Below are 20,966 nucleotides of genomic sequence, written 5' to 3'. Positions count from 1 at the left end.
CCCCGCGAACGGGGCCCGGACGTGCGGATCAGTAGCGGTCGACTGCCGGCGGCTCGACGAACGGCAGGATGGTCCCCGCGGTCGAGTTCCAGGCCTCTTCGTACGTGCCGTCCTCGTACGACTCCTCCAGCACGTCGTTGATCCACATGCGGAAGTCGGTGTCGTCGAGCGCGAGACCGATGCCGTACGGCTCCTCGGTGAACGGCTCACCGACCACCTTGAACTCGCCCTCGTTCTGCGCGGCGAGCCCGGCGAGGATCACGTTGTCGGTCGACACCGCGACGACCTGGCCGTTGCGGAGCGGCTCGAGGCAGTTCGAGTACGTGTCGGTCTCGAGCACCTCGGCACCGAGCTCCTTGAGGTTCGCGGCCGGAGTGGAGCCCGTGACCGAGCAGACCGGCTGCCCCACGAGGTCCTCCTCGGAGGTGATGTCCTCGTTGTCGGCGAGCACCAGGATCGACTGACCGGCCATGTAGTACGGCCCGGCGAAGGACACGACCTTCTTGCGCTCGTCGTTGATCGTGTAGGTCGCGATGACGATGTCGACCTGCCCGTTCTCGATGAACGGCTCGCGGTTCGCCGAGACCGTCTCGACCCACTCGATGCTGTCGGGCTCGATGCCCAGCTTGCCCGCGATGATCTTGCCGATCTCGACGTCGAAGCCCTCGGGGTCGCCCGACGGCCCGACCAGGCCGAAGAGAGGCTGGTCGAACTTGGTGCCGATCGTGATCGTGCCCGCCTCGGCGAGCTCGGCCATGGTCGTGCCCTCATCGAACTCGGGCGTCTCCTCGACGGTGGGCTCGGCGTCGCCGCCGCCACCGTCGCCGGCGCAGCCGGCGAACAGGAGCGCTGACGCCGCCGCTACGGCGACGAGTGCGATTCTGCTGCGTTTCATGTCCCTGCCTCTTCTCTTTCCGTTGGTTCCTCGCCGCTCGTGGCAGCGGAGGTCTCTGGGGGCGTCAGTGGTCGAGGATCTTCGAGAGGAAGTCCTTGGCGCGGTCGGACTGCGGGTTGTCGAAGAACTCGGCGGGCGTCGCCTCCTCGACGATGCGACCGTCGGCCATGAAGAGCACCCGGTCGGCCGCCTTGCGGGCGAAGCCCATCTCGTGGGTGACGACGATCATCGTCATGCCGTCCTTCGCGAGGCCGACCATGACGTCGAGCACCTCGTTGATCATCTCGGGGTCGAGCGCGCTCGTCGGCTCGTCCATGAGGATGAGCTTCGGGTTCATCGCGAGCGAGCGGGCGATCGCGACGCGCTGCTGCTGGCCGCCCGAGAGCTGCGCCGGCAGCTTCTTCGCCTGGTTCGCGACGCCGACGCGGTCGAGCAGCTCCATCGCCTTCGCCTCGGCGTCCTTGCGCGACATCCGCTTCACCCTGATGGGCGCGAGCGTCACGTTCTCGAGCACCGTCTTGTGCGCGAACAGGTTGAACGACTGGAAGACCATGCCGACATCGGCGCGGAGCTTCGCGAGGGCCGCCCCCTCTTCGGGAAGCTTCTCGCCGTCGATCGAGATCGTTCCGGAGTCGATGGTCTCGAGGCGGTTGATCGCCCGGCACAGCGTCGATTTGCCGGAGCCGGAGGGGCCGATCACGACGACGACCTCGCCGCGGTTCACGACCGTGTTGATGTCGTTGAGCACGTGCAGCTCGCCGTAGTGCTTGTCGACGTGGTCGATCACGACGAGCGGCTCGCCGCGGCGGACGCTGATGTTCGAGGTCGGCGGCGCGGGCTGGGTGGGCTCCATACCCCCAAAACTAGGGAGATTCCGACCCCGACCGCCACTGTTCGACACCGCGGTTACCGATTCGTGACCCGCGGTGCGCGCTCGGCGCGGTTCAGCTGCGCTGCGCGAACGCGCTCTCGTAGAGGCACACCGAGGCGGCCGTCGCGAGGTTCATCGACTCGGCCTTGCCGTAGATCGGCACGATGACGACGCGATCGACCAGGGCGAGCTGCTCGTCGGGAAGGCCGCGGGCCTCGTTGCCGAAGAGCCACGCCGTCGGCTTCGCGAGCACGCCCTCGTTGCGGGCGGTCAGGAGGTCTTCACCCTTGACGTCGGCCGCGAGCACGGTGAGCCCGGCGGCGCGGGCGCGCTGCAGCACGTCGTCGAGGTCGGCGCCGACCGCGACCGGCAGGTGGAAGATCGACCCCGTCGAGGAGCGGACGACCTTCGGGTTGTACAGGTCGACGGCGCGACCCGTGAGGATGACCGCGTCGGCGCCCGCGGCGTCGGCGGCACGCACGATCGTGCCGAGGTTGCCCGGGTCGCGCACCTCCTCGAGGATCGCGATGAGCCGGGGCCCCGCGGCGAAGACGTCCTTCACGGCGGTCGGGAACTGCCGGCAGACCGCGACGAAGCCCTGCGGCGTCACCGTGTCGGCCATCGCCGCGAGCACCTCCTCGGTGACGAACTCGACCTCGACGGCGGCGCGCACGGCGTCTTCGGCGATGCCGGTGTAGCGCTCGAGTGCGGTCGGCGTGGCGTAGAGCTCCACGACGAGCTCGGGCCGGAACTCGAGCGCCTCGGCGACCGCCTGCGGCCCCTCGAGCAGGAACAGCCCGCTCTCGGCGCGGGCGGCCTTCTTCGCGAGTTTCGCGACGGCACGGACGCGCGGCGAGCGGGGGTTCTCGAGCATGATCACAGTCTATTCAGCGGGATGCCCCGGTCGAGGCATCCTCGGAACACCCGCGCGGCGACATGCGAAACGGCCCGGCCGCTCTGCTGAGGCAGAGCGCCGGGCCGTTCGAGGAGAAGCCTGCGCTTACGCGGCGGTCTTCGGAGCCGAGGTGTCGGCGGGCAGCGCCTTCTTGGCCGACTCGACGAGCGCGGCGAAGGTCGCGGGCTCGTTGACCGCGAGCTCCGCGAGGATGCGGCGGTCGACCTCGATGCCGGCAAGGCCGAGGCCCTGGATCAGGCGGTTGTAGGTGAGGCCGTTCTGACGCGAGGCCGCGTTGATCCGCTGGATCCAGAGGCGACGGAAGTCGCCCTTCTTCTTGCGGCGGTCGTTGTACGAGTAGACGAGGGAGTGAGTGACCTGCTCCTTGGCCTTGCGGTACAGGCGCGACCGCTGGCCGCGGTAGCCCTCTGCACGCTCAAGGATGACCCGACGCTTCTTGTGCGCATTGACTGCGCGCTTGACTCTTGCCATTGCTCTGTTTCTTCCTTAACGGGTCTCGCGGCTCAGTGGCCGAGAAGCTTCTTGATGTTCTTGGCGTCGGGTGCCGCAACGACCTTGTCCTGGTTGAGGCGGGCCTTGCGCTTCGACGCCTTGACCTCGAGGTTGTGGCGCATACCAGCCTGCTGCTTCTTGACCTTGCCGGTGCCGGTCAACTTGAAGCGCTTCTTGGACCCGGAGTGGGTCTTCTGCTTCGGCATCTCGTGTTTCTCCTTGGTTCTGCCGTCACGCGGGTGACGGACGCGGGTGTTGGCTAAGCCTCGGTCGACTCGGCCGTCTGCGACTCGGCGTCGGCCGGGGCATCCGCCGCCGGTCGCACCTTCGCCGCAGCACGCTGTGCATTCGCCTCGGCCTTGGCCTCGGACTTGTTCTTCAGGGGCGCGATGACCATGACCATGTTGCGGCCGTCGATCGTGGGGTTGTGCTCGACCGTGCCGAACTCGACCACGTCTTCGGCGAAGCGCTGCAGGAGGCGGACGCCCATCTCGGGACGCGACTGCTCGCGGCCGCGGAAGAGGATCATCGCCTTGACCTTGTCGCCGGCCTTCAGGAAGCCGACGGCGCGCTTCATCTTGGTCTCATAGTCGTGCTTGTCGATCTTGAGGCGGAACCGGACCTCTTTGAGGATGGTGTTCGCCTGGTTGCGCCGGGCCTCTTTCGCCTTCTGCGCAGCCTCGTACTTGTACTTGCCGTAGTCCATGATCTTGGCGACCGGCGGCTTGGAGTTCGGTGCGACCTCGACGAGGTCGAGGTCGGCCTCCTGCGCGAGCCGCAGGGCCACCTCGATCTTCACGACGCCGACCTGCTCTCCGCCGGGGCCCACGAGGCGGACCTCGGGAACGCGGATGCGGTCATTGGTACGGGGATCGCTGATGCGTGTACTCCTCTACTCAAGCTGTCTGTGCGCCGAAGGAGGAGAATTCACGTAGTTCGCGCGGAATCTCACCGCTGCTCGTACGGCACCCTGTCTACTTCCCTGCCGTGGCCCTGACGGACCACCGCGTGGAAGCGGAGTGCAATCGACCCGGTAACCTTGATGAAGCGGTATGCGCGGGTGGGAGAATCTCCACTTTCGTACCGGGGAGAAGCCCCGGAGCCCGAAGTAGTCTAGCAGAGGAAGTCTGTGTCACATAGTTCGCCCACCAACCCGGGTTCCGACGAGTCCACCCACCGCTACGAGGAGGCCGTCAACGAGTCGGTCGAGGGCGCGGTGCGCGACATCGCCGACGTGCCCGCCGTCGAGATCATCACGACCGCCGCGGTGCACCTCATGAGCGCCGCCGCCGTGAAGCTCGGACTCGCCGACGACCCCGACGAGCAGCTCGACCTCGACGAGGCCCGCAAGCTCATCAACGCCCTCGCCGGACTCATCACCGCCGGCGCGCCCGAGGTCAGCGACATGCACGCGCGATCGCTGCGCGACGGGCTCCGCTCGCTGCAGCTCGCCTTCCGCGAGGCCTCGTCCATCCCCGACCCGATCGGGCAGGGCCCCGGCGAGAAGTGGACCGGCCCCGTCAGCTGAGGCCGCGACGGCGCCGGCGCCCCGGCCGCCGCCTCAGCGCTGGCAGCTCGGGCACCGGTAGGTGATGCGCGCCTGCGGGTCGTCGCCGGCCAGCAACTCGCGGCCGAGCGAACCGCGCTCGATCGTCGTGCCGCAGCGCAGGCACGGCGACCCCGCGCGGCCGTAGACCCACAGTCGACGGCCGCGCCGGTCGACCCCGGTCGTCACGCGCGCCGGACGATCGCGGTTCGCCGCGATCAGCCGGCGTGCGAGCGCCACGACGGCGGGCAGTTCGGGCACGTCGCCGACGAGGCGGTCGGGCCGGATGCCGCGGAGGAAGCACAGCTCGTTGACGTACACGTTGCCGAGCCCGGCGAGGTTCCGCTGGTCGAGGAGGGCCACCGCGATCGGCGTCGCCGGGTCCGCCGCGAGCCGGCGCACGGCCTCCTCCGCGCTCCAGTCGGGCCCGAGCAGGTCGGGGCCGAGGTACGCGAGCGCGTGCTCGTCGTCGGCCCGCGCCAGCACCTCGACGAGCCCCAGCTCGAAGCCGATCGCGACCGACCGCCGTGTCTCGAGCACGACCCGCGCCAGGTGCGCCGGCTTCGGCCAGCGCTCCCCCGGCGCGAGCACGCGCCACTCCCCCTCCATCTTCAGGTGCGAGTGCACCGTGCGCGTCGGCGTGCGGATGAGCAGGTGCTTGCCCCGGGCGAGCACCTCGTCGACGGGCTCGCCCGCCAGGTCGGTCGTCGCGAACGCGGGAACGCGGAAGTCGGTGCGGGTGAGCACCTCGCCGGCGAGCGCCGACCGGAGTCGCGCCGCCGCCTGGTAGACGCTGTCACCTTCGGGCATCGAGCCGCACTCCGCGAGGGGTCTCGCCGAAGCCGACCGCTCCGAGCGCCCGGCCGAAGGGGGTGCCGAGCACGAACGCCCCGTTCACCGACTCGACGGCGAGGCGCCGCACGCGACCGGCGACGACCGTTGCGGCGAGGGCGCCTGCGGCGAGCGCGAGCCGCTCGTCGTCGTCGTGATAGACGAGCACCGTCTTGCCGCCGCGTTCGACGTAGGCGATGAGCTCGCCGTCGACGAGCACGACCATGGCTCCGGCCTTGCGCGCCGCGCGGTGCGAGCTCTCGCCCGGCGGCTCGGGCCAGGGCAGGGCCCCGCCGTAGGCGTTCGCCGGGTCGGTCGCGGCGAGCACGAGTGCGGGGCCGGTGTCGCGCCCGGAGCGGGCCGACTCGGACGAGCCCGCGCTCGACTCGGCGGCCGGATCGGCCAGCGCCCGCAGGCGGTCCACCGCCCCGGGAGCGGCGAACTGCGCCGCGCCGAGGCGCTCGACGAAGTAGCCGCGGCGAGCGCGCCCCGACTCCTCGAAGCCGCGCAGGGTGCGGTAGACGAGGGCGAAGCCGCCGAGCACGCCCTCGGCGACGGCGGTGCCGCGCGTGACGACGCCGTATCGGTCGAGCAGCGTCTCGCCGAGCGCATGGCCTCGACGGGTGGCGTCGGTCTCGGCGACCGGGAGGATCGACCAGCGCCCCGCGACCGAGGGCGGGCCCGTGCGGCTCGGCATGGCGGCGCGCGGCAGGGTGCGGCCGCGGAGCGCACGGGCCCGAGGGCTCGGGCGCTGCGGCTTGTGCGCGCTGCGGCCGCCCGCCACGAGTGCGCGCAGCGGGGCCGCGGTGTCGTTCGTCACGAGGCCCGACCACACGAGCGACCAGAGTGCGTCGACGAGGGCGGCGTCGTCGGGCGGGGCCTCGAACGACCCCGCGGCGCCGACCGCGTCGGCGAGCTGGCGGAAGAAGAAGCCGCCGCCCGAGCCGAGTGCGAGCAGCACCTCGCGTTCGAGCGCGTCGAGGTCGACCTCGGGCGACCAGGGCAGGGTGAGCGGGGCCGACTCCGCGAGGTGCAGGCTCACCCACCCGTCGTCGCCGGCGAGCGCGCCGGAGCCGGCCCAGAGCACCTCGCCCGAGCTCATGAGCTCGTCGAGCATCGCCGGCGAGTAGTCGGCGACGCGGGCCGGCAGCACGAGCGACTCCCACGCCGAGGCCGGCAGTCGCGCCCCCTCGAGCTGCTCGATCGCCGAGAGCACGCCGTCGATGCCGCGGACCCCCGTGCCGACCCGCTGCCACGCCGGCAGGAACCGGGCGAGGGCGAGCTGCGGCACCGGCTCGATCTCGTGCCGCAGCGCCGCGAGCGAACGGCGCCGGAGCCGCCGCAGCACCTCGGCGTCGCACCACTCGGTCGACGTGCCGTGCGGGCGGAACTCGCCCTCGACCACCCGGCGGTCGTCGGCGAGCCGGCGCAGCGCGCCGCGGGCGACCGCCACGCCCACGCCGAAGCGCGCGGCGACGTCGTCGGCGGTGAACGGCCCGTGGCTGCGGGCGTAGCGGCTGACGAGATCGCCGAGCGGGTCGGCGACGTGCGCCTCGAACGCCGCGGCGACCCCGGGCGGCACTGGCACGCCGAGCGCGTCGCGCAGCCGACCGACGTCCTCGACCGCGGCGACCTGCTCGCGGCCCGCGAAGCCGACGCGGACCGCCCGGCGGGCGGCGACGAGCTCGGCGACCGCCGACGGCGCGTCGGTGCCGGCATCGACGCGGGCGCCGATCTCGTCGAGCGTCAGCGGGCCGAGCGCCCGCAGCAGGTCGGCGACGCCCTCGACGCCGCGGGCGCGCCGCTCGGGGGCGAGCCGTTGCAGCTCGGCCTCGACCTCGTCGAGCACGGCGGGATCGAGCAGCTCGCGCAGCTCGACGCGGCCGAGCAGTTCGCCGAGGAGCGCTTGGTCGATCGCGAGCGCGGCGGCACGACGCTCGGCGAGCGGGGCGTCGCCCTCGTACATGAAGGCGCCGACGTAGCCGAAGAGCAGGGCACTCGCGAACGGGCTCGGCGACTCGGTCGTCGTCTCGACGACCCGGATCTTGCGGGAGGCGATCTCGCCGGCGACGGCGACGAGCGCCGGCACGTCGTAGACGTCTTGGAGGACCTCGCGCAGCGTCTCGAGAATGATCGGGAAGGTCGGGTACTCGCTCGCGACCTCGAGGAGCTGGGCCGACTTCTGCCGCTGCTGCCAGAGCGGCGAGCGCTGGCCGGGCCGGTAGTGCGGCAGCAGCAGGGCCCGCGCCGCGCACTCGCGGAACCGGCTCGCGAACAGGGCGGAGCCGCCGACCTCCTCGGTCACGAGGGGCTCGAGCTCGGCGGCGTCGAAGACGAAGAGCTCGGCGCCGGGTGCCTCGCCGCCCGTGTCGGGGATGCGCACGATGATGCCGTCGTCGGCCGCGATGGCGGCGCCGTCGACGCCGTGCCGCTCGCGCACGCGGGTGCCGACGGCGAGCGCCCAGGGCGCGTGCACGGGCATGCCGTACGGCGAGTGCAGGATGATGCGCCAGTCGCCCAGCTCATCGCGCGAGCGTTCGACGACGAGCGTGCGGTCGCTCGGCACGGCGCCCGTCGCGGCGCGCTGGTCGGCGAGGAACCCGAGCAGGTTCGTCGAGGCGTTCGCATCGAGGCCCGCGGCGGCCACGCGCGCGAGCGCCTCGGGCTCGTCGGCGGAGGAGAGCTCGCGCATGAAGCCGCCGAGCGCGCGGCCGAGCTCGGCGGGCCGCCCGATCGCGTCGCCCTTCCAGAACGGGACGCGCCCCGGCTGCCCGAACGCGGGCACCACGTTCACCCGGTCGAAGGTGATCTCCTGGATGCGCCAGCTCGTGGCGCCGAGCGCGAAGACGTCGCCGACCCGGGACTCGTAGACCATCTCCTCGTCGAGCTCGCCGACCCGGCGACCGGTGGCGTCGTCGCCGACGAGGAAGACGCCGAACATGCCGCGGTCGGGAATGGTGCCGCCGCTCGTGACCGCGAGGCGCTGGGCACCCGGCCGCCCCGAGATCGTGCCGCCCTCACGATCCCACACGACGCGCGGCCGCAGCTCGCCGAAGCGGTCGGAGGGGTAGCGGCCGGCGAGCAGGTCGAGGGTCGCCTCGTACGCCGACCGGGGCAGGTGCTGGAACGGGGCGCTGCGCCGCACCGTCTCGAACCACGCCTCGACGTCGAGCTCGTCGACGGCCGCGGCGGCGATCGTCTGCTGGGCGAGGATGTCGAGCGGGTTCGCCGGCACCCTGAGGGTCTCGATCTGCCCCGCGAGCATGCGCTCGGAGGCGACGGCGGTGTGCACGAGGTCGGCGCGGTGCTTCGGGAACATGATGCCCCGCGAGACCTCGCCGACCTGGTGGCCGGCCCGACCCAGTCGCTGCAGCCCGCTCGCGACCGACGGCGGCGACTCGACCTGCACGACGAGGTCGACCGCGCCCATGTCGATGCCGAGCTCGAGGCTCGAGGTCGCCACGACGCAGCGCAGGCGACCCGACTTCAGGTCGTCCTCGATCTCGGCGCGCTGCTCCTTGCTCACCGAGCCGTGGTGGGCGCGGGCGACGACGGGCGGGGCCCCGGTCGTCTGCCCCGACTGCGCCATGAGCGCGGCGGGCGGCCCGCTCGCGGCCGCGGCCGCGACGAGGGCCTGCTGCTCGTCAGCCTCGAGCGCGAGCTCGTTGAGCCGGGCCGTCAACCGCTCGGCGAGGCGCCGGGAGTTCGCGAACACGATCGACGAGCGATGCGCGAGCACGCGGTCGAGGATCGCCTGCTCGACGTGCGGCCAGATCGACCCCGTCGCGTCGTCGCTCGCGGGGAGTCGCGCCATGTCTTCGACCGGCACCTCGACGCGCAGCTCGAACCGCTTCTCGCTCGGCGGAGCGACGACGGTCACCGGGGCGGCTGCGGAGAGGAAGCGGGCGACCTCGTCGAGCGGGCGCACCGTCGCGGAGAGCCCGATGCGCTGGGCGGGCTTCGCGAGCAGGGCGTCGAGCCGCTCGAGCGAGACCGCGAGGTGCGCGCCGCGCTTCGTGCCGGCGACCGCGTGGATCTCGTCGATGATGACGGTCTCGACGCCGCGCAGCGTCTCGCGCGCCTGCGACGTGAGCATGAGGTAGAGCGACTCGGGGGTCGTGATGAGGATCTCGGGCGGCCTCGCGACGAGCGCCCGGCGCTCGGAGGCCGGCGTGTCGCCCGAGCGCACGCCGACCGTGACCTCGGGCACCTCGAGGCCGTGCGTCGCGGCGGTGCGGGCGATGCCGATGAGCGGTGCCCTGAGGTTGCGCTCGACGTCGACGCCGAGCGCCTTGAGCGGCGAGAGGTAGACCACCCGGGTGCCGGCGGTCGCCGGGTCGGATGCCTCGTGGTGCAGCCGGTCGATCGCCCACAGGAACGCGGCGAGCGTCTTACCGGAGCCGGTCGGCGCGACGACGAGGGCGTGCTCGCCCCGCGAGATCGCCTGCCACGCACCGCGCTGCACCGCGGTCGGTTCGGTGAACGACTCGGTGAACCACGCCCTGGTCGCGGGTGAGAACTCCGCGAGCGCCTCGGTCATGCCTCCATTCAAGCGGATGCCACCGACGCGGACCCCGAGGCGAGCGCCGGTGCGCCGCACACGCCCCGCGTCGCGACGGTGCGACAGCGCGACGGCGCGGCGGCGCGGCGGCGGACGGACGGACGTCGCGGGCTCAGCCGTGCTCGCCCGCGGCGAGCGCACGCGCGACGGCGTCGACCGTGCGGCGCACCTCCGCGGCATCCGTACGCCAGTTGCTGACCGAGAAGCGCACGACGGCGCGATCGTGCCAGCGCGAGGTCATCGCGAGCACCTCGCCGTCGGCCCAGAGCCGCTCGCTGAGCGCCTCGGTCGCGGCGTCGTCGGCGAGCGCGATGCAGACCTGGGTGAAGACGACCTCGTTCAGCACCTCGACGCCGGGCAGGCGCCCGACGCCGTCGGCGAGGCCGCTCGCGGCGGCCGCCAGACCGTCGACGAGCTCGGCGACGCCCGAGCGGCCGAGCGCGCGCAGCACCGCCCAGACCGGCACGCCGCGCGCCCGTCGCGAGAGCTCGGGCACCCGCTCGTGCGGGTCGGCGCCGACCTCGGTCGCCTGCAGGTAGCTCGCGTGCATGCTGAGCGCGCGGTGCATGGCACGACCGTCGCGCACGATCGCGAGGCCCGAGTCGTAGGGCACGTTGAGCGTCTTGTGCGCGTCGGTCGACCACGAGTCGGCGTCGGCCATGCCGTCCGCGAGGTGCCGGAGGCTCGGCGACGCCGCGGCCCAGAGCCCGAACGCGCCGTCGACGTGCACCCAGGCGCCCGCCTCGTGCGCGGCGGCGATCGCACCGCGGAAGTCGTCGAAGGCGCCCGAGTGGATGTTGCCGGCCTGGAGCAGCACGATCGCCGGCCCATCGCCCGCGGCGAGCGCCGCGCGGAGCGCATCGACGCGGATGCGCCCCTCGGCGTCGCTCGGCACGACGATCGGCGCCCCGAGCCCGAGGTAGCGGGCGGCGAGGTCGACCGTGCCGTGCCGTTCCTCGCCTGCGAGGTACCTGATGCGCGGGGCGCCCGCGAGCCCGTCCTCCTCGACGTCCCAGCCGACCCGGGCGAGCACCTCGTCGCGCGCCGCCGCCATGCACGTGAACTGGGCCATCGTCGCCCCGGTGGTGAAGCCGACCTCGCTCCCGTGCGGCAGCCCGAGCAGGTCGACCAGCCACGCCCCCGCGAGCTCCTCCGCCGCGGCCGCGGCCGGGGTGATCGTGCGCAGCCCGGTGTTCTGGTCCCAGCTCGACACGAGCCAGTCGGCGGCGAGCGCCGCGGGCTGCGTGCCGCCGATCACCCAGCCGTAGAAGCGCGGCGAGCCGATCGCGATGAGCCCGGGCTCCGCCGCGACGGCGAGGTGGTCGATCACGGCCGCGGCGGGCTCGCCGTGCTCGGGCAGCTCGCGGCCGAGCCGGTCGAGCATCTCCTCGATCGTCGCGCGGGGCGGGACGGCGCGTTCCCGCACGCCGTCGAGCCACTCGCGCGCGTGCAGCACGGCGCGGTCGAGCGCGGCGCCGTAGCCGTCGTCGCGGCGGTCACCGCCGTCGTCTCGTCGTTCCGCCTCGGGCTGATCGGTCATGGCCGCACACCTGGATTCCGCGCCGTCGCGCCCTCCGATCATGCTCCCCCGGCCCATCGGGCGGCAAGCCACCAGAACGGGGTCGCCGCGCACGACGCGACGCGGGCGCGCGTTCGGGCGCGTCGGGCGCGCGTCGGCTGCGCGTCGGGCGCGTCGGGCGCGCGTCGGCTCAGGCGTCGGATGCCGCGGCGACGAGCTTGACCGCGAGCGAGTCCACGCCCGTGGCGATCGCCTCGTCGGCCGCCCAGCGGTGCGCCAGCCGGGTCGTCGTCGCGTCGAGCGCCTCGCGGCTGAGGCCGGCGACGAGCTCGAGGCGCACGATCAGCTCGGGACCGGCGAGCCTCGCCTCGGGGTCGCCCGCCAGGAGCGTCACCCCGAGCACCGAGAGCTCGCGCTCCGCCGCGCGCGCGAACGCGTCGCGCACGGCCTCCGACTCGAACGGCGGCTGCCACGGCAGCGACTGGGCGACCGCCCAGACCGCGGGGCGCCGCAGCACGAACTCGCCGGGCGAGCCGGGGTCGAGCACGACGAGCTCGGTGCCGTCGTCGGCGGCCGCGAGCGCGACGCGCACGCCGTCGGCCGGCACCGGCCGCGCGACCGGGTTCCACCGCGACATCGCCTCGACCGAGGAGAACACCGGCAGCACCGCACGCCCGTCGGGGCCGGCGACGGTGACGATCGAGAGCTCCTGGCTCTTGTCGACCGCGAGCCCGTGCGCGCCCGTCTCGGTGCCGCCGTCGCCGAGCTCGGCGAGCAGCGGGATCAGCAGGCGCGAGCCCGCGAACGCTCGGACGACCTCGGCCTGACCGCCCTCGCCCGCACGGAACCGCTCGATCGCCGACGCGAGACCGGCCGGAGCGCTGCCGTCGTCGGCGGCGTGCGGGTTCGCCTCGAACGAGCGCCCCGCCCAGGGGACGCCGGCGGAGTCCGCGGCGGGCGGCCGGGGCGCCGCGGCATCCCCGTGCTCGCCCGCCCGGTCGTCAGCGTGAGGCGACATCCAGCGCCTCGGCCAGCGTGAACGCGCCGGCGTAGAGGGCCTTGCCGACGATCGTGCCCTCGAGGCCGAGCGGCACGAGCTCGCGCAGCGCCACGATGTCGTCGAGGCTGGAGATGCCGCCGGAGGCGACGACCGGGCGCTCGGTGCGCTCCATGACCTGGCGGAGCAGGTCGAGGTTCGGGCCCTGGAGGGTGCCGTCCTTCGTGACGTCGGTGACGACGTAGCGGGCGGCGCCCGCCTCCTCGAGGCGGTCCATGACCTGCCAGAGGTCGCCGCCGTCCTTCGTCCAGCCGCGGGCGGCGAGCGTGGTGCCGCGCACGTCGAGGCCGACCGCGATCGCCTCGCCGTACTGGGCGATGACCGAGGCGGCCCACTCGGGGTTCTCGAGCGCCGCCGTGCCGAGGTTGATGCGCTTCGCACCGATCTCGAGTGCGTGCTCGAGCGACTCGTCGTCGCGGATGCCGCCCGAGAGCTCGACGTTCACGCCGCGCACCTGACGGATGACCTTCTTCAGGATGCCGCCGTTCGACCCGCGACCGAATGCCGCGTCGAGGTCGACGAGGTGGATCCACTCCGCACCCTGATCGGCCCAGTCGACGGCCGCGTCGACCGGGTCGCCGTAGTTCGTCTCGGTGCCGGCTTCGCCCTTCGTCAGGCGGACGGCCTTGCCGCCGGCCACGTCGACTGCCGGAAGCAGCACGAGGCCGGGGGTCTTGTTGAACTCACTCATCACTGTCCTCGTTCGCGGAATGCCGCCGGGAATCGACGGTCGGCACAGTCACAGAATCTTAGTCGCCTCGCGCTCGGGCGACGTGTTCGTGACGGGCCCGGTCTCGGCGGGTCGTCAGCCGAGGGTGCCGATCCAGTTGGACAGCAGCCGGATGCCGGCCTCGGCGGACTTCTCGGGGTGGAACTGGGTCGCCGAGAGCGGGCCGTTCTCGACCGCGGCGAGGAAGGAGCCGCCGTGCTCGGCCCAGGTCAGCTTGGGGCCGGGGAAGGGCGGGATCACGTCGAGGTGCCACTCCTGCGCCGCGAAGGAGTGCACGAAGTAGAAGCGCTCGTCCTCGATGCCGTCGAACAGCACCGAGCCCGCGTCGGGCGTCACCGTGTTCCAGCCCATGTGCGGCAGCACCGCGGCCGGCAGCTCGGTGACGCTGCCCGGCCACTCGCCGAGCCCCTCGGTGTCGACGCCGCGCTCGACGCCGTGCTCGAAGAGCACCTGCATGCCGACGCAGATGCCGAGGACCGGACGGCCGCCCGCGAGGCGCCGATCGATGATCTCGTCGCCGCGCACCGCGCGAAGCTGCTCCATGACGGCCTTGAACGCGCCGACGCCCGGCACGAGCAGGCCGTCGGCCTCGCTCGCCGCGCGGCGGTCGGACGTGACCTCGACGTCGGCGCCCGCGGCCTCGAGCGCCTTCGCGGCCGAGTGCACGTTGCCCGAGCCGTAGTCGAGCACGACGACGCGACGGGTGCGGCTCACAGCGCGCCCTTCGTCGACGGGACGCCGGTGACGAGCGGGTCGAACGCCTTCGCCTGGCGGAACGCGCGCGCGAACGCCTTGAACTCGGCCTCGGCGATGTGGTGCGGGTCGCGGCCGCCGAGCACGTTGACGTGCACGGTGAGCCCCGCGTTGTACGTGATCGCCTCGAAGACGTGGCGCACCATCGACCCCGTGAAGTGGCCGCCGATGAGGTGGAACTCGAAGCCGGCGGGCTCGCCCGTGTGCACGAGGTAGGGACGACCCGAGATGTCGACGACGGCCTGCGCGAGCGCCTCGTCGAGGGGAACGAGGGCGTCGCCGTAGCGCGAGATGCCGCGCTTGTCGCCGAGTGCCTGCCGGATCGCCTGGCCGAGCACGATGCCCGTGTCCTCGACGGTGTGGTGCACGTCGATGTGGATGTCCCCGGCCGCGCGCACCGTGAGGTCGGTGAGCGAGTGCTTCGCGAACGCCGTCAGCAGGTGGTCGTAGAACGGCACCCCCGTCTCGATGTCGCTCGCCCCGGTGCCGTCGAGGTCGATCGAGAGGTCGATGCTCGACTCGCTGGTCTCGCGCTGCACGCGCACCGCGCGGTTCTGGGTCTGGCCGCTCATGCGTCGATCCTATTCTCGGCGGCGCCCGCCGCCCGGTTCGGGGCGAACACGGCGATCGCCTCGAGGAACGCGGTGGTCTCGGCCTCGGTGCCCGCGGTCACGCGCAGGTGCCCCGGGATGCCGAGTTCGCGAATGAGGATGCCCCGCGCGAGGAGCGCCTCGAAGACGGCGTGCGGGTCGTCGACGCCGCCGAAGAGCACGAAGTTCGAACCGCTGCGGTGCGGTGCGAAGCCGAGCCGCGCGAGCTCGACCGAGATGCGCTCGCGCTGGCCGCGGATCTCGTCGACCATCGCGAGCATCTCTCCCGAGTGGGCGAGGGCGCCGAGCGCGGCCGCCTGGGTGAGCGCGGAGAGGTGGTACGGCAGCCGCACGAGGCGCAGCGCGTCGATCGTCACCGGGTCGCCGGCGAGGTAGCCGACCCTGGCGCCCGCGAAGGCGAACGCCTTGCTCATCGTGCGCGAGACGACGAGGCGCGGACGCCCCTCGAGCAGGGTGAGGGCGCTCGGCGTGCCCGGGTCGGCGAACTCGAAGTACGCCTCGTCGACGATGACGATGCCGCGGGCCGCGTCGGCGACCGCCCGGATCGTGTCGAGGTCGAGCGGGGTGCCGGTCGGGTTGTTGGGCGCGCAGAGCAGCACGAGGTCGGGGTCGTGCTCGCGCACGGCGGCGACCGCGGTCTCGGGCGTGAGTTCGAACTCCTCGTCGCGGGGCGCGCCGATCCACTCGGTGCCGGTGCCCGAGGCGAGCAGCCCGTACATCGAGTAGGTCGGGTCGAACCCGAGCGCGCGTCGGCCGGGACCTCCGAAGGCCTGCAGGAGGTGCTGGAGCACCTCGTTCGACCCGTTCGCGGCCCAGATGTGGTCGGGGGTCAGCCCGTGGCCGAGGTAGCCCGCGAGCGCCTCGCGGAGCTCGGTGAACTCGCGGTCGGGATAGCGGTTGAGCCGGAGGATCGCCGCCGCGACGCGGGCCACGATGTCGTGCGCGACGTCTTCGGGGATCGGATGCGTGTTCTCGTTGACGTTGAGCGCCACGGGGACGGACTTCTGCGGAGCGCCGTACGGCGAACGCCCTCTGAGGTCGTCACGGATGGGGAGGTCTTCGAGACTCGTCACCGAACCATGCTAGCCACGCGGGCGCGGGCGGTCGGCCCGTGCGACCCCGTATGACCGGGGGTCTCGATCACTCGCCCGCCGGAACGGCGAGCTGCTGGCCGGGGACGATCGTGGCCTCGTCGAGACCGTTGAGGCGGAGGATCTCGGCGATCGTGTCGCGCGGGTCGGCGGTGGGCGCGACCGACTCGGCGATCTCCCAGAGGGAGCCGCCCACCTCGACGGTGACGTACTCGAGCGCCGCTCCGGCGCCCGCCCCGGCGACGTCGGCGGCCGCGCCGCCCGCACCCAGGACGAGCGCGAACGCCCAGACGACGAGCGGGAGTGCGGCGAGCGTCGTGAAGACGAATCGACCGCGGGGGGTCAGCCGCAGGCGGGTGCGGACCACGACCCCCTCGGCGGCCGCGGTCGCCCGAACGGCGCGCTCGGGCTCGCGGAGCGGCACCGGGCGGGACTGCACCGGGCCGTAGCCGCCGGTCATGATCGCTGCGCTCATCTCACACCTCCTGAGTGAATCGCATCCGGCCCTCGGCCGGGAGGGCCGAATGCGAATCTATGTTCCGAATATATCTTCGAATGAATTCGAAGGCAAGCACCCGGACACGCACGTTCTCGTGCACGAATACCCCGACACACTCGAACGAATGTTTGCCGCACCCCTGCGAGGCGGATACAGTTTCGAATGTCTGGAGAACAGTGCAGCAGACACCACCGACATCCGATCGCGAGGCGATCGCAACGAGGGGCGGAGACCGTGAGCGACAACGACGTGCGTGAGATCGGGAAGGCGCGTCGACGCAAGAGCCTCTCCGCGAAGCAGCTCGCCATCCTCGAGGTCGTGCAGCGCTCGGTCGCGAGCCGCGGCTACCCGCCGAGCATGCGCGAGATCGGCGACGCCGTCGGGCTCTCCTCGCTCTCGAGCGTCACCCACCAGCTCAACCAGCTCGAGCTCGCCGGCTACCTGCGGCGCGACCCCAACCGCCCCCGCGCGCTCGAGATCCTCATCGAGGTGCCTGGCCTCGAGGAGCGCACCCCGACCACGGGCGACGCGGCTCCCGTCGGCGACGCCGCGATGGTCCCGCTCGTCGGGCGCATCGCCGCCGGCGTGCCGATCACCGCCGAGCAGCAGGTCGAAGAGGTCTTCCCGCTCCCCCGCCAGCTCGTCGGCAAGGGCGAGCTCTTCATCCTCAAGGTCGTCGGCGACTCGATGATCGACGCCGCGATCTGCGACGGCGACTGGGTGGTCGTGCGATCGCAGCGCACCGCCGAGAACGGCGAGATCGTCGCCGCGATGCTCGACGGCGAGGCGACCGTGAAGGTCTTCCGGCAGCGCGACGGCCACACCTGGCTGCTCCCCCGAAACAGCGCGTTCGAGCCGATCGTCGGCGACCACGCCGAGGTGCTCGGCAAGGTGGTCTCGGTGCTCCGCGCCGTCTGACCCCCGTTCACGTTCGGTCCGCCGCGCGAATGGCTCGGTCCGGCCGCGCCGGAACGCCGAAGAGGGGCGGATGCCACGGCATCCGCCCCTCTCTCTCGTCGACCGGCTAGCCCGCGAGCGCCGGCTCGGTGCGGGCCCCGAGCTCGGCGCGCACGGCGCGCGTCGCCTCGAGGATGTTCTCGAGCGAGGCGACCGTCTCGTCGTAGCCGCGCGTCTTCAGGCCGCAGTCGGGGTTGACCCAGAGGCGCGACGCCGGGATCTCGGCGACCGCGCGCTCGAGGAGCGCCTGCACCTCGGCGGTCGACGGCACGCGCGGCGAGTGGATGTCGTAGACGCCCGGGCCGATGCCGTGGTCGAACCCGCTCGTCGAGAGGTCGTCGACGACCTCCATGCGGCTGCGCGCCGCCTCGATCGAGGTCACGTCGGCGTCGAGGTTCTTGATCGCGTCGATGACGACGCCGAACTCCGAGTAGCAGAGGTGCGTGTGCACCTGCGTCGCCGCCGCCGCACCCGCCGTCGCGAGCTTGAACGAGCCGACCGACCAGTCGAGGTAGGCCGGCTGGTCGGCGAGCTTCAGCGGCAGGAGCTCGCGGAGCGCGGGCTCGTCGACCTGGATCACCTTGATGCCGGCCGACTCGAGGTCGGCGATCTCGTCGCGCAGCGCGAGCGCCACCTGACGCGCGGTGTCGCCGAGCGGCTGGTCGTCGCGCACGAACGACCAGGCGAGGATCGTCACGGGGCCGGTGAGCATGCCCTTGACGGGCTTCTCCGTCAGCGACTGCGCGTACGCCGACCACTCGACCGTCATCGGCGCCGGACGCGAGACGTCCCCCCAGAGGATCGAGGGGCGCGTGCAGCGCGACCCGTACGACTGCACCCAGCCGTGCTCGGTGACGGCGAAGCCGTCGAGGAGCTCGGCGAAGTACTGCACCATGTCGTTGCGCTCGGGCTCGCCGTGCACGAGCACGTCGAGGCCGATCTCCTCCTGGAGCCGCACGACGCGCTCGATCTCCTCGCGCATGAGCTGCGCGTAGCCGTCGGCGTCGAGCTCGCCCTTGCCCAGGCGGGCGCGGGCGCGACGGATGTCGCTCGTCTGCGGGAACGAGCCGATCGTCGTGGTCGGCAGCTCGGGCAGCTCGAGCTCGGCCTGGGCCGCGACCCGCGCGGCGTAGTCGCCGCGGTCGAAGTCGGCGTCGGCGAGCGCCGAGAGGCGGTCGCGCACCGCGGGAACCCGCACGCCGGGCGCGGCGCTGCGGTCGGTGAGCGCGGCGGATGCCTCGTCGAGCTCGGCCGCGATCGCGTCGCGCCCCTCGGCGAGGCCGCGGGCGAGGGTCGCGACCTGCGCGACCTTCTGGTCGGCGAAGGCGAGCCACGAGACGAGGCGGGCGTCGAGCGACTGCTCGTCCTCGACGTCGTGGGGAACGTGCAGGAGCGAGGTCGAGGTCGAGACCGCCACGCTGCCCGAGAGGTGCTGAACCGCGGCGACCCGCTCGTACGCCGCGGCGAGGTCGCCGCGCCAGATGTTGTGCCCGTCGACGACGCCCGCGACGAGGGTCTTCGCGGCGAGCGACTCGGCGGTGACGGGGTCGAGGCCCTCGGGCAGCGATCCGCGCACGAGATCGAGGGAGATCGCCTCGACGGGGGTCGCGGCGAGCACCGGCAGCGCGTCGTCGAGCGAGCCGTACGGAGCGGCGACGAAGATCGCGGGGCGCTCGTCCTGCGCGCCGAGCGCGTCGTACGCTGCGGCCGCCGACTCGAGCACGCGGGCCCGCGGCTCGTCGATCGACTCGCTCACGAGGGCGGGCTCGTCGAGCTGCACCCATTCGGCGCCCGCGCGGGCGAGCTCGGCGAGGAGCTCGCCGTAGACCGGCACGAGCTCGGCGAGGCGGTCGATCGGCCGAAAGCCCTGGGGTGCGTCGTCGGCGGGCTTCGCGAGGAGGAGGAAGGTGACCGGGCCGACGACCACGGGACGCGTGAGGAAGCCCTGCGCCTTCGCCTCGGCGAACTCGGCGAGGATGCGGTCGGCGTGCAGCGAGAAGTCGGTGTCGGGGCCGATCTCGGGCACGAGGTAGTGGTAGTTCGAGTCGAACCACTTCGTCATCTCGAGCGGGGCGTCGTCGCCGACACCACGGGCGATGGTGAAGTAGGCGCCGAGGTCGACGCTGCCGTCCTCGCCGAGGAAGCGGGCGAAGCGCGTCGGCACGGCGCCCACGGCGACCGCCGCGTCGAGGACCTGGTCGTAGAACGAGAACGACTCGGGGATGGCGGAGCCGGTGCGGCCGAGGCCCTGCGCGGCGAGGCGCTCGCGGGTCGCGGTGCGGAGCGCGGCGGCGCGCGCCTCGAGCTCGTCGGCGTCGATCGTGCCGGCCCAGAACGCCTCGACGGCGCGCTTGAGCTCACGGCGACGGCCGATCCGGGGGTAGCCCAGGATCGTGCCGGTGGGGAAGGCGGGTGCGGTCATCGTGCGGTGTTCCTCTCATTGACGAGCTGTGGTGAGACTCCGAGATCGAGCCGGGCGAGCACGCCCAGCACGGCCTCGTGACGGTTGAAGGTGTAGAGGTGCAGGCCGGGCGCGCCGCCCGCGAGCACCCCGTCGGCGAGCTCCGCCGCGTAGGCGACGCCGAGCTCGGCCTGGGCCTCGGGATCGGGTTCGATCTCGAGGTCGATGGCGAGCTCCGACGGGGCCTCGACCCCGGTGAGCTCGGTGAGCCTGGCGAGCCTGGCGGGCGTCGTGACGGGCATGATGCCCGGCAGGATCGGGATGGTCACGCCCGCCGCGCGTGCGCGCTCGACGTAGCCGAGGTAGTCGTCGGCGTGCCAGAACAGCTGCGTGATCGCGAGGGTCGCGCCCGCGATCTCCTTCGCGAGCAGGGCGTCGACGTCCTGGTGGGCGCTCCGTGAACGCGGATGCCCCGTGGGGAACGCCGCGACGGCGACGCGCTCGGGCCGGGGACGCTCGCGGATGCGTGCGGCCCCGGGGACCCCGGGGACGCCGACCTGGGCGAACGGCTCACGCTCCTCCTGGACGCGGTGGATGAGCTGCACGAGCTCGGCCGCGCTGCCGAGGTCGCCGATGCCCGCGTCGGGGCCCGCGCCGGCCGGCGGGTCGCCCCGCAGCGCGAGGAAGCTCGTCACCCCGGCGTCGAGGAACTCGCGCACGAGCCGGTTCGCCTCCTCGTGCGACGAGCCGACGCAGGTGAGGTGCGCCATCGGCTCGACCGAGGTGTGCTCGAGCATGTAGCGGAGCACCGTCAGGGAGCGGTCGCGCGAGGAGCCGCCGGCGCCGAAGGTCACCGAGATGAACGCGGGGTCGGCCTCGGCGAGCCGGTCGATCGTGCGGCCGAGCGCGAGCGCCGCGGCATCCGATCGAGGCGGGAAGAGCTCGAACGAGACGGGCGGGCGCGGCCGACAGTCCGCATCCCGGGGGTCGGGGCCGGTGGCTGCCATGGGACTCCTGCGTGGCGCAGCCGATGCGGCGGAAGCGCGGCAGGCCGCGTCCCCCGGCCGGAATCGGCGGGTGGGTCTCGCGGGCGGGTGCCGGGCTCGGCGGTCGCTCCTGGTGCCCGGCATCCGGCCGTGCACCGACGATCAGGAGCGACGATACGCGCCGATCCCACGCGCCGGGGCTCTATGACGCGAGGTGACGCGAGGCGTCCCCGCGCGTCCCTGCCCGTCC

At 72.9% G+C, this 20,966-nt stretch carries 19 protein-coding genes; 2 read left to right on the top strand and 17 right to left on the bottom strand.

Translation table 11 applies throughout. The features are described 5' to 3' along the window. Window positions 1-28: 28 nt before the first annotated feature. The 6 genes from ACFVSL_RS16905 to infC all read right to left on the bottom strand — a co-directional run bounded on the left by ACFVSL_RS16905 (window position 29) and on the right by infC (window position 4,054). The gene (locus tag ACFVSL_RS16905; protein WP_386942137.1) at window positions 29-895 is read right to left on the bottom strand and encodes a glutamate ABC transporter substrate-binding protein; all 867 of its coding nucleotides are present in this window, start codon (window positions 893-895) and stop codon (window positions 29-31) included. A gap of 64 nt (window positions 896-959) precedes the next feature. Next, window positions 960-1,748 carry an amino acid ABC transporter ATP-binding protein gene (locus ACFVSL_RS16900; protein WP_386942136.1) on the bottom strand — a complete coding sequence of 263 codons (789 nt, stop codon included), beginning with the start codon at window positions 1,746-1,748 and terminating at the stop codon, window positions 960-962. Window positions 1,749-1,839: 91 nt separating this feature from the next. After that, a complete protein-coding gene (locus tag ACFVSL_RS16895) occupies window positions 1,840-2,640 on the bottom strand; it encodes a TrmH family RNA methyltransferase (protein WP_386942135.1) in 801 nt (266 codons plus the stop codon). 126 nt (window positions 2,641-2,766) lie between these two features. Beyond that, window positions 2,767-3,153, bottom strand: a complete 387-nt coding sequence (rplT, locus tag ACFVSL_RS16890) for a 50S ribosomal protein L20 (protein ID WP_157422736.1) — start codon at window positions 3,151-3,153, stop codon at window positions 2,767-2,769. A gap of 32 nt (window positions 3,154-3,185) precedes the next feature. Beyond that, window positions 3,186-3,380, bottom strand: coding sequence for a 50S ribosomal protein L35 (gene rpmI / locus ACFVSL_RS16885; RefSeq protein ID WP_386942134.1), 195 nt, complete (start codon window positions 3,378-3,380; stop codon window positions 3,186-3,188). Window positions 3,381-3,433: 53 nt separating this feature from the next. Beyond that, window positions 3,434-4,054 (bottom strand): translation initiation factor IF-3, encoded by a 621-nt coding sequence (infC, locus tag ACFVSL_RS16880; protein WP_386942158.1) that lies wholly within the window; start codon window positions 4,052-4,054, stop codon window positions 3,434-3,436. Between the two features lie 249 nt (window positions 4,055-4,303). Between infC and ACFVSL_RS16875 the strand changes: the two genes are divergently transcribed. Beyond that, the gene (locus ACFVSL_RS16875; RefSeq protein WP_386942133.1) at window positions 4,304-4,702 is read left to right on the top strand and encodes a DUF1844 domain-containing protein; all 399 of its coding nucleotides are present in this window, start codon (window positions 4,304-4,306) and stop codon (window positions 4,700-4,702) included. A 33-nt stretch (window positions 4,703-4,735) separates the two neighbouring features. Here the strand turns inward: ACFVSL_RS16875 and ACFVSL_RS16870 are convergent, their stop codons facing one another. The 9 genes from ACFVSL_RS16870 to ACFVSL_RS16830 form a co-directional block, all read right to left on the bottom strand. Further along, window positions 4,736-5,530, bottom strand: a complete 795-nt coding sequence (locus ACFVSL_RS16870) for a DNA-formamidopyrimidine glycosylase family protein (protein WP_386942132.1) — start codon at window positions 5,528-5,530, stop codon at window positions 4,736-4,738. Further along, the gene (locus tag ACFVSL_RS16865) at window positions 5,517-10,091 is read right to left on the bottom strand and encodes an ATP-dependent helicase (protein ID WP_386942131.1); all 4,575 of its coding nucleotides are present in this window, start codon (window positions 10,089-10,091) and stop codon (window positions 5,517-5,519) included. The genes ACFVSL_RS16870 and ACFVSL_RS16865 overlap by 14 nt, the downstream gene beginning before the upstream one ends. A gap of 133 nt (window positions 10,092-10,224) precedes the next feature. Then, entirely contained in the window at window positions 10,225-11,652 is a 1,428-nt protein-coding gene (locus ACFVSL_RS16860) for a pyridoxal phosphate-dependent decarboxylase family protein (RefSeq protein ID WP_386942130.1), read from the bottom strand. A 169-nt stretch (window positions 11,653-11,821) separates the two neighbouring features. Continuing rightward, window positions 11,822-12,649 carry an SseB family protein gene (locus ACFVSL_RS16855; protein WP_386942129.1) on the bottom strand — a complete coding sequence of 276 codons (828 nt, stop codon included), beginning with the start codon at window positions 12,647-12,649 and terminating at the stop codon, window positions 11,822-11,824. Next, window positions 12,633-13,379: a bifunctional 1-(5-phosphoribosyl)-5-((5-phosphoribosylamino)methylideneamino)imidazole-4-carboxamide isomerase/phosphoribosylanthranilate isomerase PriA gene (gene priA, locus ACFVSL_RS16850; protein ID WP_386942128.1), complete on the bottom strand. Its 747-nt coding sequence runs from the start codon at window positions 13,377-13,379 to the stop codon at window positions 12,633-12,635. The genes ACFVSL_RS16855 and priA overlap by 17 nt, the downstream gene beginning before the upstream one ends. A gap of 114 nt (window positions 13,380-13,493) precedes the next feature. Next, window positions 13,494-14,132 (bottom strand): imidazole glycerol phosphate synthase subunit HisH, encoded by a 639-nt coding sequence (gene hisH, locus ACFVSL_RS16845; RefSeq protein WP_386942127.1) that lies wholly within the window; start codon window positions 14,130-14,132, stop codon window positions 13,494-13,496. After that, window positions 14,129-14,743 (bottom strand): imidazoleglycerol-phosphate dehydratase HisB, encoded by a 615-nt coding sequence (gene hisB, locus ACFVSL_RS16840; RefSeq protein WP_386942126.1) that lies wholly within the window; start codon window positions 14,741-14,743, stop codon window positions 14,129-14,131. Before hisB ends, hisH begins: the two co-directional genes overlap by 4 nt. Beyond that, a complete protein-coding gene (locus ACFVSL_RS16835) occupies window positions 14,740-15,855 on the bottom strand; it encodes a histidinol-phosphate transaminase (protein WP_386942125.1) in 1,116 nt (371 codons plus the stop codon). The genes hisB and ACFVSL_RS16835 overlap by 4 nt, the downstream gene beginning before the upstream one ends. Window positions 15,856-15,922: 67 nt before the next feature. Further along, window positions 15,923-16,348 (bottom strand): LysM peptidoglycan-binding domain-containing protein, encoded by a 426-nt coding sequence (locus ACFVSL_RS16830; protein ID WP_386942124.1) that lies wholly within the window; start codon window positions 16,346-16,348, stop codon window positions 15,923-15,925. 258 nt (window positions 16,349-16,606) lie between these two features. On the opposite strand from ACFVSL_RS16830, the gene lexA reads away from it, so the two are divergent. Then, window positions 16,607-17,290, top strand: coding sequence for a transcriptional repressor LexA (gene lexA, locus ACFVSL_RS16825; protein ID WP_386942123.1), 684 nt, complete (start codon window positions 16,607-16,609; stop codon window positions 17,288-17,290). A gap of 106 nt (window positions 17,291-17,396) precedes the next feature. Here lexA and metE read toward each other — a convergent pair whose 3' ends face one another. Both metE and ACFVSL_RS16815 read right to left on the bottom strand, forming a co-directional pair. Next, window positions 17,397-19,751: a 5-methyltetrahydropteroyltriglutamate--homocysteine S-methyltransferase gene (metE, locus tag ACFVSL_RS16820; RefSeq protein WP_386942122.1), complete on the bottom strand. Its 2,355-nt coding sequence runs from the start codon at window positions 19,749-19,751 to the stop codon at window positions 17,397-17,399. Continuing rightward, window positions 19,748-20,737 carry a methylenetetrahydrofolate reductase gene (locus tag ACFVSL_RS16815; RefSeq protein ID WP_386942121.1) on the bottom strand — a complete coding sequence of 330 codons (990 nt, stop codon included), beginning with the start codon at window positions 20,735-20,737 and terminating at the stop codon, window positions 19,748-19,750. Before ACFVSL_RS16815 ends, metE begins: the two co-directional genes overlap by 4 nt. Window positions 20,738-20,966: the final 229 nt, after the last annotated feature.

The organism is Agromyces sp. NPDC058064, assembly GCF_042885275.1.
GTDB lineage: Bacteria > Actinomycetota > Actinomycetes > Actinomycetales > Microbacteriaceae > Agromyces.
Note: the sequence above shows the minus strand (reverse complement) of the source record. Positions and strands in the feature narration are given on the sequence as shown.